Source organism: Photobacterium gaetbulicola (assembly GCF_003025515.1).
In the GTDB taxonomy this organism is placed as follows: Bacteria; Pseudomonadota; Gammaproteobacteria; order Enterobacterales; family Vibrionaceae; genus Photobacterium; species Photobacterium gaetbulicola.
The window spans coordinates 232,359-245,136 of the sequence record NZ_PYME01000003.1 but is presented as its reverse complement, the minus strand read 5'-3'; the positions used below and the strand labels follow the sequence as shown (position 1 = coordinate 245,136).

General features: G+C 51.0%; 11 protein-coding genes. 7 read left to right on the top strand and 4 right to left on the bottom strand.

Annotation, left to right across the window (positions count from 1 at the left end; all coding sequences use genetic code 11):
- Window positions 1-32 precede the first annotated feature (32 nt).
- The 3 genes from C9J03_RS26625 to C9J03_RS03875 form a co-directional block, all read right to left on the bottom strand.
- Entirely contained in the window at window positions 33-191 is a 159-nt protein-coding gene (locus tag C9J03_RS26625; protein WP_156149930.1) for a hypothetical protein, read from the bottom strand.
- A complete protein-coding gene (locus C9J03_RS03880; RefSeq protein WP_052829683.1) occupies window positions 188-628 on the bottom strand; it encodes a hypothetical protein in 441 nt (146 codons plus the stop codon). The genes C9J03_RS26625 and C9J03_RS03880 overlap by 4 nt, the downstream gene beginning before the upstream one ends.
- A gap of 242 nt (window positions 629-870) precedes the next feature.
- The gene (locus C9J03_RS03875) at window positions 871-1,515 is read right to left on the bottom strand and encodes a MurR/RpiR family transcriptional regulator (protein ID WP_039466229.1); all 645 of its coding nucleotides are present in this window, start codon (window positions 1,513-1,515) and stop codon (window positions 871-873) included.
- A gap of 178 nt (window positions 1,516-1,693) precedes the next feature.
- On the opposite strand from C9J03_RS03875, the gene C9J03_RS03870 reads away from it, so the two are divergent.
- The 5 genes from C9J03_RS03870 to def all read left to right on the top strand — a co-directional run bounded on the left by C9J03_RS03870 (window position 1,694) and on the right by def (window position 8,952).
- Window positions 1,694-3,103, top strand: a complete 1,410-nt coding sequence (locus C9J03_RS03870) for a PTS fructose transporter subunit IIC (protein WP_044621770.1) — start codon at window positions 1,694-1,696, stop codon at window positions 3,101-3,103.
- Window positions 3,104-3,213: 110 nt separating this feature from the next.
- Window positions 3,214-5,895, top strand: a complete 2,682-nt coding sequence (locus C9J03_RS03865) for a glycoside hydrolase family 38 N-terminal domain-containing protein (protein ID WP_044621769.1) — start codon at window positions 3,214-3,216, stop codon at window positions 5,893-5,895.
- A complete protein-coding gene (locus C9J03_RS03860) occupies window positions 5,895-7,610 on the top strand; it encodes an alpha-amylase family glycosyl hydrolase (RefSeq protein ID WP_044621768.1) in 1,716 nt (571 codons plus the stop codon). Before C9J03_RS03865 ends, C9J03_RS03860 begins: the two co-directional genes overlap by 1 nt.
- Window positions 7,611-7,621: 11 nt before the next feature.
- Window positions 7,622-8,251, top strand: a complete 630-nt coding sequence (locus C9J03_RS03855) for a fructose PTS transporter subunit IIA (protein WP_044621767.1) — start codon at window positions 7,622-7,624, stop codon at window positions 8,249-8,251.
- Between the two features lie 155 nt (window positions 8,252-8,406).
- Complete coding sequence (gene def, locus C9J03_RS03850) at window positions 8,407-8,952, top strand: peptide deformylase (protein ID WP_231580606.1); 546 nt, start codon at window positions 8,407-8,409, stop codon at window positions 8,950-8,952.
- Between the two features lie 68 nt (window positions 8,953-9,020).
- Here def and C9J03_RS03845 read toward each other — a convergent pair whose 3' ends face one another.
- Entirely contained in the window at window positions 9,021-10,520 is a 1,500-nt protein-coding gene (locus tag C9J03_RS03845) for a cytochrome-c peroxidase (protein WP_052829682.1), read from the bottom strand.
- A 500-nt stretch (window positions 10,521-11,020) separates the two neighbouring features.
- Here C9J03_RS03845 and C9J03_RS03840 point away from each other — a divergent pair, with 500 nt between their 5' ends.
- Both C9J03_RS03840 and C9J03_RS03835 read left to right on the top strand, forming a co-directional pair.
- Entirely contained in the window at window positions 11,021-11,512 is a 492-nt protein-coding gene (locus C9J03_RS03840) for a hypothetical protein (protein WP_052829681.1), read from the top strand.
- Between the two features lie 145 nt (window positions 11,513-11,657).
- A complete protein-coding gene (locus C9J03_RS03835) occupies window positions 11,658-12,758 on the top strand; it encodes a YdcF family protein (RefSeq protein WP_044621765.1) in 1,101 nt (366 codons plus the stop codon).
- Window positions 12,759-12,778 lie beyond the last annotated feature (20 nt).

Genomic DNA, 12,778 nt, shown 5'->3' with positions numbered 1-12,778 from the left:
GGCTTATGGGAAACCCCATAAACCCTCTATTATCATTTGTTCTTTTTTCGCTGCCAGAACGACAGCCCGCCTACAACAGCCATCAAGACAAAGAACCACTGCCCCATGCCTGCAATTAACAGCCATGCCCCCGCAGCACAAATTATTCCGAAGAATAGTAATAAGGCTTTATCTTTAATTACATTTATCATTGTATGACAGCCCTATGGTAGTAACCCCGTTTCTGGTGAGAAGCCATAAACACTTCCCTATGGCGATGATAAAATAAGTGATCACCATTAAAATCGAGTTTGTGTTTTCGCTTGAAGGCAAGAATTTCAGACATACTCAAAGAACAAGTAACTGAACTGCTCGTCGCGACAGCCAAAGAACCGATAGCTGCCCCAATATAGAAAGAACCAGCAAGGGCCGCGATAAGTTTAAGTTTTTCAACTGCGACGGTGGCTCCAAGAATCTCACTAACGGTTGCCGTTGCTCCTAGTGCATTGTAAGACTCGATCATTGCAACTAGAGTGGCAGTGGTTGTCGTCGCCGTTTCAAAAAGCCCAGAAGGAACCGGAAGGCCGAGAGCCGTCATATTGGCATCGAATTTCTTCTTGAAATTACCATTGTATGTGCATTGAATCATTAATACATTCCCCCTTCATAAAGCTCGGATAATGAACTAATCGAAGAGGGCAAATCACAAAAAATAATGAAAATTTAGGAGCTTAATTTAATAAGCCCACTAACAGTTACATTTGGTCTCTTTTTTCTTCGAGCTGGTTCGCGACCTTACAATTAAGCAACTAACCAAACCATAAAATCAGAGACCGTGGTGATTCCACATTACTTAAGGCACTTCAAACCAAAAAAGCTTATTCATTAACTTTAAGTCAGCAACTGCTCACCCAACTTATCCACCACCTCGAGTATATGCAGTTGGCTCTCCCGGCTGTACAGCGAAATCCCATCAATCTGCTCTTCCAGATTCACATTGAGATGGCTAATTTGGCTCAGGGTCGAGCCGCGCAGGCTGATCGAGAATACCTTCATTCCTTTGCGCTTGGCATTGTGGGCCATGTCCACCACCGCGTTGGTTTCACCCGATTTGCTGATCAGTACCAAGATACCCGCACTGGCCATGGTGAGCTGGTGAATATCGGTGATCACCAGATGAGGAATATTGGCGAGAGACAAAAAGCGAGACAGGTAATTGACGCTGACAATCGACGCACCGCGGGAATAGAGATACACCACATTGGTGGCTTTAAGGCCGGATGCCAGCTTGGCAATCACTTCCTGATCTAGCCCTTCATCTTCCGATGACGAGCGCTGGCGGGCCAAGTCTGCCGCCAGCTTGTAGCGTAACTCAGTATAACTGGCATACCCCATCTTTTTGCACACCCGGTTGACCGAGGTCGTGGTGGTCAACGCCTTGGCGGCGATCTCCTTGGCCGAGATCTCGCCCAATTGCTTAGCGTGGCTAATAATAAACTCATAGATGATGCGTTCGGTCCCACGGAAGGTATTCATGTAATTTGCTGTCGTCACGTCGTCATTGGATGGGCGTATTTAATCGCGAACAACGGATGAAAATCCGTGAGTAAGCTCTCAAAAGTATCGTCATACGCACCTTGTACCAAGAAACCATAACGCTTGCCGATCGCCGCTTTTTATACTGTCTGCAGTTTAGAACAATGGATATGAAACCATGGCGAAGAAAAAACTGGTCGCAGTAACGGCTTGCCCTACAGGTATCGCCCATACGTTTATGGCGGCAAAGAAAATTCAGAGCTGGGCTGAAAAGCAAGGCTATGAAGTCAAAGTAGAAACGCAGGGCAGTGACGGGGTCAAAAACAAGCTGACCGCCCACGACATTGCCAGCGCTGATGCCGTTGTATTGGCTGTCGACGTGCCAATCATGGATATGGAACGTTTTGACAATGCCAACCCGTTGCAAGTACGTACCCAGGAGCTGATCAAGCATGTCGATGTCCTGCTGCCAGAAGCAATGAAACGCGAAAAAGACAAGTCCACTTCAGGCGCTGTTCTTCCGGTTCAGGAAAAGCGTTCTGCCTACCAAGTGTTTATCGGCCATATCATGACAGGTATCAGCTACATGCTGCCTGTGGTGGTACTCGGTGGCCTGCTAATGGCGGTCGCCAAAATCACCGGTGAATTTATTGATATCTCCGGTACCCCGGTCGAAACCCTAGATCGCCTTGGCTTCATGACCATCAAGTTCATGTACCCGATCTTCGCTGCCTACCTGGCCTATTCCATTGCCGGTAAGCCCGCTCTGGTCCCGGCCTTTATCGGTGGGGTAATGAGCGACGAAGTCTACAAACGCTTCTTCGGTATCGAGGTATGGGCACCATCAGGCTTCTTCGGCGCTATCGCCATTGGTTTCCTGATTGGTTATCTGGTTCGCTACCTCAACGACACTATCAAGGTGAAGTCCGAACTGACCACCTTGAAAACCATGTTGCTGGTACCACTTGTCAGTGGTGTCGTCATGGTGCTTACCATGGAATACGCTATCAACCCGTTCTTCGGCGCCGTTAACATGGCGATGGTCAAACTGTTCACCGAAGCCGGTGACGCTGGTCGCGGTATTTACTCGATGGTAATTGCTGCCGGTACCGCCTTTGACCTTGGTGGTCCAATCAACAAAGCGGCAGGCTCGGTTGCTCTTGGCCTTAACGGCATGGGTGAGAACTTCGACCTGGTTGCTCGCGAACTGGGTATCGTGATTCCGCCTATCGGTGTCGGCATCGCCGCCCTGCTAGACGGCAAGTTCCGCCCTCGCGTATTCAGCCGCGAAGAGCAAACTGTCGGTAAGACCTCGCTGATGCTCGGCCTTATCGGTATCTCGGAAGGGGCTATCCCGTTCATCCTGAAAAATCCGAAAATGATCCCGATTATGATCCTCGGCTCCATCATCGGTACCCAGCTGGCCGTCGTGCTCAATGTCTGGCAGAGCCTGCCATTGCCTGCGGTATGGGGTTGGTTCCTGTCCTCCGATCCGGTGAGCTATACCATCTCGGTTATTGTCGGCTCAAGCTTTATCGCTATCGCCCTGCTGCTTTGTACCAAGCCGCACCCTAAAAGTAGCCACTGACCGAAGCTGGCCCTTTGAACCCAATAAGGCCACCCCGGCCAACACAAGACAATGCGGGGCAGTAGATACTGCCCCTGTAATACTGAAATTCTAAAAGAAGAGAAGTCAGCATGGCTAAAGTGCATGTTATTCCCCACACCCACTGGGACCGTGAGTGGTACTTCACCCAGCAGGACAGCGATGTTCTTGCAACCTACAACTTCACCAAGGTGATCGAGACACTGGAAAGCCAGTCGAGCTATAGCTGCTACCACCTTGATGGACAATCAGCCATTGTTGAAGATTACCTCAAAGTGATGCCGCACATGCGCGAGCGCATGGCGAAACTGGTCAGCGACAAGCGGTTGTTTATCGGCCCTTGGTACACCCAAACCGATACCTTCAACGTTGCCGGCGAATCTATCATCCGCAACCTCAAATACGGCATGCATGTCGCCGAACAGCTAGGCCACAGCATGACGGTCGGCTATCTGCCGGATACCTTCGGTCACAATGCCCAGATGCCTACCCTATTCAAAGGCTGTGGGATCGACAATATCATCTTCTGGCGCGGTATCGACTACGACCAGCAGGTCGAGCGTTCCAACTTCTTCTGGCAGTCACCGGGCGGCGACAACATCCTTGCCTACAACCTGGTCCACGGCTACGGCGCGGCGAAAAATATCGTGGCCGAGCCTGCCCACCTCGACAACAAAATCTTCCCGATGGTCGAGAAAATCAAGGCCCTTGCCGGCCTCGACGAAGTGCTGATCCCATCCGGTGGCGATCAGGTCAATATCGACCCTAACTTGCCGGAGACCCTAGCCAAGGCCACCGAGCGCAGCACGGCCGGTGACACCTATGTGATTTCGTCGATGGAAGACTATGTCGATTACCTGCGCCAAAACAGCAGTGATTTCGACACCTACCAAGGTGAGTTCAAGATCCCACGCTATACCCGCATCCACAAAACCATTGGCTCAGTGCGCTACGACATCAAGAAACTCAACTTCGACATCGAGCAGTTCCTGCTGAAAAAGCTCGAGTTGGTCACCGCGATTGCCAAGGCGCACGGTATTACCGTACATACCGAGCTCATTGATATCGCTTGGAAAAAAATCATCGAATGTCATGCCCACGATAGCATGGGCGGCTGCAACAGCGATGCCACCAACGCCGATATAATGCACCGCCTCAAACAAGCCGAGGAGATCTGCCACGGCCTGTACAACCTGATTGTCAAAGACATTGCCAGCCAGGTATGCGATGAGGGTGAAGTCATGGTGTTCAACAACCGTATCAAACCGTATTCCGGTATTGTCGATATCGTGGTGTTCAGCACCTTGGCTGATATTACACTGGAGCACAACGGCCAAGCGGTAACCACTGAGCTGGTCAAGCGCGACACACTCGATGGCGGCAAGGTTATCGAAGTCACCAAAGACGGCGAAAAAGAAGTCCCTGTCCCGCCGTATTACCGTTTCGAGCTCAAAGCCAAGCTCAATGATATCCCGGCGCTTGGTTACCAAACCTTTCAGGTCTGCGAGGCTGGCTCGATGGCCAAGGCACAAAACGGCACCTCGGCCCAGATAGAAAATGACCGGTTGCATCTTTCTTTAGGAAACGGCGAACTGGTGCTAACCGACAAGCAAAGTGGCCGAACTATTTCCAACCTCATTCAGTTTGAAAACCAAGCGGATGATGGTGATTCCTATGATTTCTCACCGCTGGAAGGTGATACCCCGCTTTACTCCCAGCCACTGTCTCTAATTGGCAGCCAGCGCGGTGAACTAATGCAGCAAATGACCCTGCAAAGTCGGATCTTAGTGCCACAAGATTTGGAAGACCGCCGTCAGGGGGATGCCAACAGCGAAATCGTGTTCAAGCTAACGTTTACCCTGCACCATGGCGAGCGCAACCTGCAGGTCGATATTGATACCATCAACCACGTCAAAGACCACCGGGTACGTGTATTGATCAACAGTGATATCAATACCGACAGCTCTGTCAGTACCCTGCCGTTTGCCACGATTGAGCGGCCAATTGCGCCGGTGCTGTTCGGCGCAGAGGAAAACTGGCGCGAGCGCTTCCGCGAGTGCCCGGTCGATATCGAGACCACCGAGGGTGCTGTCGCGATAGCAAATGACGCTGACGATAAGCAAACAGACAGGGCATTAATTATCAACGGCCGAGGGATCAAGGAATACCAAATCCTCAAAACCGACCAATACGATCGCATCGCCCTGACCCTGTTCAAGGCGGTCGGCTACCTTGGCAAAGATGAGCTATTGTGGCGTCCGGGCCGCGCATCGGGGATCAACAATACCGTGGTTCATACCCCAGATGCCCAGCTGCAGCAATCCATGCGCTTCAGCTTTGCCATCGCCATGGCCGAAAGTACATCGCACCAGGCGATCCGCGAGCTGGAAACCGAGTACCTCAACCAGCCGTTTAGCTACCAGCGCCAGCGCCTCAACAGCTTTGAAAACCGTCTCGAGCGCTTCCAGGTCCGCTTTGACGTTAAACCAATGAGCAAACAATTTAGCCTGCTCAATATCAAAGAAGAGCTGGAGCTGTCGAGCCTGTCGTACTCTTTCTACGAAAACAACGCGCTAGTCCTGCGCCTGTTCAACCCGACCGAACAAGCCATCACTTTGGATATGACCCAGTTCGACAACTATGCCGATGTCGCTATTGTCAACTACCGCGAGCAACTGATCGCCGGAGCCGAGCCGGTGGTTGCCCCGAACAATACCATCGACCTGCGTTTGCGCTGTACGGCTGCAACACCGTCTGATAAGGAAAATTGCTAATGTTTGCCCAAGCTATTACCCACAAAGTGGCCGATATTTACGGCCAAGAACAGGCGCCGCAGATCACCGAAGCGATCCTGGCGCTCATCGACAAATGGCAGGGCAAGGCACCGGCCTACCCGGCGTGGGTCGACCAGACCACAAGCTACCTGATCACCTATGGCGACAGCATCAGCGAAAACGGCAAGCCGACACTGGCGACCCTGAAAACCTTCGCCGATAAGTACCTCAAAGGGGCGATCAGCAATATCCATATCCTGCCGATGTTCCCGTATACCTCGGACGATGGCTTCAGTGTGGTTGACTACCGCAAGGTCGATCCCAACCTTGGCGATTGGGATGAACTCAATGCCCTGGCTGAGCACTTCAACCTGATGTACGACTGTGTGATCAACCATATCTCCAAGAGCAGTGATTGGTTCCAGGGCTACCTGGCAGGCGACGAGCGCTATCAAGATTACTTCGTCGAATCCGACCCAAGCCTGGATTACAGCAGTGTCACCCGGCCGCGCGCTTTGCCGCTGCTGACGCCGTTTACCAAGGCCAACGGCGAGACGGCCCACGTCTGGACCACCTTCTCAGACGACCAGATCGACATCAACTTCGCCAACCCACAGATCTTGCTGGAGAGTATCGATATCCTGCTGATGTATGCGGCCAACGGCGGCCGCTCTATCCGCCTCGATGCAATTGGCTTTATCTGGAAAGTTTTAGGCACCAGCTGTATCCACCTGCCGCAGGCCCACGACATCATCAAGCTGTGGCGCCTGGTACTGGATATTGCCGCCAGCGGTACCTTGCTGATCACCGAGACCAACGTTCCCCACCCGGAAAACGTGGCTTATTTCGGCAATGGCGATGAAGCCCATATGGTCTACCAGTTCCCGCTGCCGCCGCTGACCCTGCACGCCTTCCTCGCTGAAGACAGCTCGGTGTTGACCCAGTGGGCCGAAGGGCTGACCCGCGAGGCAATGGAGAACCTCAGCGCCGGACGCCAGACTACCTATTTCAACTTCCTTGCCAGCCACGATGGGATCGGAGTACGCCCGACCGAAGGGATCCTGACCGATGCCGACCGCCAGTTCATGTGCAGCGAAGTCGAGCGCAAGGGCGGCCGGGTCAACTACAAACACAATGGAGACGGCACCCAATCGCCGTATGAGCTCAATATCAATTACCTCAGTGCGATCACCGAGCCAAGCGACACCGACGGTGACAAAGCACGCAAGTTCCTTGCTGCGCAGTCACTGTTACTGTCATTTATCGGCGTTCCGGCTATCTACTACCACAGCTTCCTCGGCAGTGAGAATGACATTGCGGGCATGGAAACATCCGGCATCAACCGCCGAATCAACCGTGAAAAGTTCAGTCTCGATGAACTGGAAAACGAGCTGAATAGCCATGGCTCATTGCGCCAGCAGGTATACGGTGAAATGATCAAGTTGCTCAACCTTCGCCAGCAACACAGCGCGTTTTCACCGCTTTCCAAGCAAACCGTGTTAAACCTAGGCAAAGGTGTGTTTGGTTTGATCCGTGGTGAAGGTGAAACACGCATTACCTACATCCTTAACCTGACCAGCCAACCGCAGCAAGTCGCCTTGGCACAAGGCGGGACAGATTTGATCAGCGGTGAGACCTTCGCACCACAGTCAACATTAGCGCCATACCAGTTTATCTGGTTAGCGCCAAACTCAAATCAGCAGCATGAACAATAAGGAGTACGACCATGAAACTGGCCCAATTAACCTCACCTGATCTGATCATGCTCGATGCCGTATTCGATGACCGCATCACCGCCATCGAAACCCTGACCGATAAAATCGATCAGGCCGGAAAGCTGACCGACCGCCAGATGTTCCTCGATGCGGTACTCAAGCGCGAGGAGGAAGGACCGACGGCCCTAGGCGAGTACCTCGCAGTGCCGCACGGTAAGTCCGAAGCGGTTACCGAACCGGTGTTTGCCTGCGCCTTTGTCAAAGATGAATTGCAATGGCAGGGCCTTGATGGCGACGAGCCGGTCAATATGATTTTCCTGCTGGCTATTCCGCCTGCAGAAGCTGGCTCCACCCACATGGAAGTGCTCACCACCCTGACCTCGTCGCTGGTTGATGACGATTTTAGGGATCAGCTATTGGCCGCACGCACCCAAGCTGAGGTGATGGCGCTATTTGGCGCGGATGAACAAGCGGCGCAAACGGGCACTGAGCCAGCGCCCAATACCGCCGCAAACGCCGAGCCGATAGCTGCTGCTGCAATGCAAGAGCCGCCCAAGGAACAGCCGCACAACAGCAAAGCCTACCCGCTGGTCTTGCTGGTTGGCTGCGCCATCGTGTTTCTGCTGTTTGCAATGATGTAAGTTCGTTCAGCCCACTCTCCCGAGCAAAGCTTCAACCGATAAACAGGCCCTTCACCGGGCCTGTTATATTTCACATCATCACAACCAAATCATCAGCACCGCCCTCTTGCCTATTGCCGCTTTTCCTGTCGCCCTATAAGCTTTACGGAGAAACAGTGAAAAGGACTCGTACCATGGAAACGCTCACCATCGCCCAGCTCGGCAACCCTATCTTGCGCGAGCATGCATCGCTGATTTCGGCCACCCAATATCAGGAGTTCGCCCCCTTCTTCAATGCGCTACAGCAAAAGATGCTGGAGCATAATGGCGTGGGTATCGCCGCGCCGCAGGTCAGCGAGTCTATCCGTGCTTTCATCGTGGCATCCCGCCCCAACCCACGCTATCCCGACGCACCGATGATGGAGCCGACCTTGATGCTCAACCCGGAAATTACCTGGGCCAGCGAGAATATGGAAAAAGACTGGGAAGGCTGCCTGAGCATTCCGGGGATCCGCGCACTGGTCAGCCGCCATTCCCATATCGAGGTGCGTTACGACACCCTTGAAGGCAAGGAAGTCAAAACTCAAATGGAAGGTTTCATTGCCCGAATTTTCCAGCATGAGTTGGACCATCTCAATGGCCTGGTTTTCCTCGACAGGGCTGATAAAGCCGATTACTACACCGAGGCCGAGTACCTAAAACTCATGACCAAAAGCGAGTAACAAAATGCCCGAACCATTATCGCAATGGCTCGGGCATTCTGGTTTAGCTCGATGGTTAATCAGTCTACTTAAAAGCGACCAAAGGCATCGTCAGCCCTGTCTTCCAGACCTCCGAATGGCCCTGAAGAACCATCATCACCATGATCCAACCGGCTTTCATTGATGATATGCAGACGGTAGCGAGCCGGTGCTTGTACCGAACTACCATCACTTAACGTTTTCAGGTACGCCACCAAGTCAGCCTCGTCTTGCGGTGAAAGCCCCAACCCGCCGACAACGAACGGAGGCGGGCGATTGACATCAAACTCCGGCTCTGGCCAACAATTATTGACAATCGCCTGTTCGGCGGTCTCAATGTGAGGGGCGCAGGTCGGTTTCACCCTGGCGGTATTGTAAAAGTGGATCAACTGCTCGAGGCTCTTGAACCAACCATTGTGGGTATAAGCTTTCACAAAGCCAGAGTGCGGACGTTTATCCACATTACGCAAGGTGGGTACTTTGTGCTTACCCAAGTTTGTCCCAAAGGGTAATCCTAAGTTTGGCGCAATCAGCTCAACCCCAATATCCGGCTCGGGATCATTGGGAATGTCATGGTTCCTCGGCACCCCGATATTAAAGAACTGATCGTTGGTATAGCGCTCGAATGGCCCTACCCCACCGGCATTGACCGGATCGCTTTGGTGACAGAAAACACAATTGCCTCTCACCGGCCCCACATTGTAGAAAATATCGTGGCCACGGTTCTCTTGCGCGGTAAAGTCATCCAGCGGGAATTGTCCATCTGCATCATTTCTCAATGCAATATCACGTTTGGAATCAAAGCGGTTATTATCTTTTGACATCTGCCAGGCAGAAAGCGCTATAGCAAAACGCGCGAACGTTTTATCTATCTGCCTTTTACCGCACCTCAATTCAGAGCCCCAGGCATATTTGTATAGCTGTTCACCCCAGATAGTCTCATCGCGAACCTGCTTACAAGCATCCTGTTTCGTCTCCAGCGCTTGCTCTACCGGGTTGATAAACGGACTGGCATGAGCCTGATCAGACAACGGACCGATATACTTACGGTACATATCCTCATATTCACTACCAACACCCGCAAAGGGATCAATATTATGGAAGGCTTCAATCAGGTTACCTTCAGCCCGTCCATTCCAGAAGGCGCCACCGCAGGCAACATCACCGAGGAACGGGACCGTGCACACTTTAAAATTGCCCAAACCGACGATATCTCCCGCATCGGTTCGAAACTGGACATATTGGTTTGTTGGTGGCCTTAAATTACCGACGCCTTCACCGTCGGAGCCAGTTACCGCAACATCCGTATTATTCGTCACCGAATCACCGTTAGTTCCTCCGGCCGAGCCCGCATGGCAGGTTGCGCATGACATATTTTGGTTCAGCGAAATATTCTCAAAGAAAAGCCGCTTACCCAACTCTTCCAAATACGTTAAATCATTGGCATAAACATTACCGGAAAAGGCACCGGCACTCATCATGCCGAAGAGCAGCGGGATAGATATCTTATCTACTCCCTTATTTTTAAACCTAGCCGTGTGAATACTCATCAATAAGCTCCAAATACTTATTTTTTATAATTAAAAGCTACTGACTTTAATATCAAGTCAGTTCCATTAAATTTGAAATGAAAAGCCTGAGTTATGGACATCAATAAGTTTGAATATCTCCTCACAACAATATAATTAGTTAACCCACACAAAGTGTAAGTAATTTTCTGCTAGATTTATTTCTCAACAACAATAATTAAAGAGTAAAACAACCACACGAATAAACCATAACCAAGAATGTTCTCAAATTCTCATAGGAACTTTTAAGATTATTAGAATTGATTAATGATACCTAGCCGTATTGCCCAAGAATGAAAACTATAATTATTTCTACCTTACAGTTGATAAATAATAATCAAGACAAAACAATAATAATTATCGTTAGAATCAAGTTTAGGACATTCGTCTTGGCAACCAGCCTATACTTATACCCATACGCTAGATTCCTAACCAAGGAAAGCGGCCTTTGACAGTTTTATTAACCAACAAGGAAGGTTGCCATGAAATACCATATCCATACATTCCGGAGTGCCCTTGCCACCATTATCGAAACCCAGTCCTTCCGCTACTGTGAACTTCCTCGCTGGCAGGAACTCAATGCCTTTCCTTATGGCTCCTGTGATTTGGCCAACAACATGCTGGCAATGTATTTAAGAGAGCATGGTTATAACCCCAAGATGATTTGGTGCCGCAATGATCTGGCCGACTACCCTGAAATCCTCAGTCATGTCTGGGTCGAGGTAGATAATAAATTTGTTGATATCACCATTAATCAATTCCCCCGACTTATTCGAGAACGGGTACATATCGCAAATAAATATGAGGTTGGTATTTTAAATGAAATTTATTTTCATTGCCGGGAAAATGGTCAATTTGAAGAGCGAGAAGTTGATCTGCGTAATCATGCAGGATGTGGCGATGCCATCTATCAAGCCGTAGCAGCCCTCGCCCGGAAACTGTCACTTATTCACACTAATAATGAATTGAAATAAAATCATCACACAAATATGGAAGCAAGCCATCACTTTGTGCACCGTCCTGCACAGGGATAAGGGAATTTTATTACTGGATCACAATATTCATTCCAGGGATGCAATATATTGCTGCCCACCTTGTGATGCAGATTAAACAAAAACAATGAAAAAGAACCTTATTGCCCTTGCCCTTAGTGGTCTATTGAGCCTTTCCTCGACGTCTATCCTGGCTGCAGATACCGCCCCACAGCAAAGTATCCAGGCCACTGTGGAATACAGCCAGTTTATTACCAAGCGCCAGGTTGTCGACCAACTGCTGGCCGATGCCGTTAGTGCCTTCAAGTCGCCAGCCCGTATTTCCCATGCCGGATTTACCGCCAAAATGCCTAGCAACATGGAGATTGTCACCAATCGCCTGCTTGAAGCGTACCAGCTAGAACCTTACCGTACCGACTTGCTGATCTCTGCTGCCAATGCCCAGATCTACAACAAGAACGTCGACCGGGCGATTGAGCTTTTCGAGCAAGTTTTGGCCGTCGCCCCGCAAGATGTCGATGCCCATGCCTACCTCGCGGTCTGGCAGCAGTTCAAAGGCAACAGTCAGGCTTCGCTTGAGCACATGAACGCCCTCAAATCGCTCAATGCCGGCCGGGCTGACGATATCCAGCGTATCTTTGATACCGTCAATCGTATTGTGGCAACACCGCTGAAAGAAAAACAAGATAAAGCCTACGAGGGCAATACGGCGATCATTACCCTGGGCTATGCTCTAAACCCGGACGGCAGCATGCACGATATTCTGGTCCAGCGCCTTGAAATGACCCTGGCAATGGCCAAGGCTGAACCGGACTCTTTAATCGTGCTCACCGGCGGCGTACCACGTAACCACAAAACCGAAGGCAAATTGATGGCCGATTGGTTGGTTGAGAAAGGTATTGCCCGCGAGCGTATTATCGAAGACAACTACGCCCGCAGTACGGTAGAAAATGCACTATACAGCAGTTATGCCCTGGCCCGTCACGATATCGATCATGCAACGATCATCAGCTCGGCAAGCCACGTGCGCCGTGGTCAGGCTCTGTTCGAGATTGCCTCATGGCAAACCGGACCAAAAGGCATCACGTTCGATACCGTATCGGCCGCCGATAAACCATTGGATGAACTGAAGGTTCCTTCAGATGGTGAGCTACTGGGGATCTACCGCGATGCTCTGCGTACCTACGGCATGTGGAGCTACCGCTCATACCCGCTTGAGCAGCGCTAAGCCACTCGCTGAGCCATCAT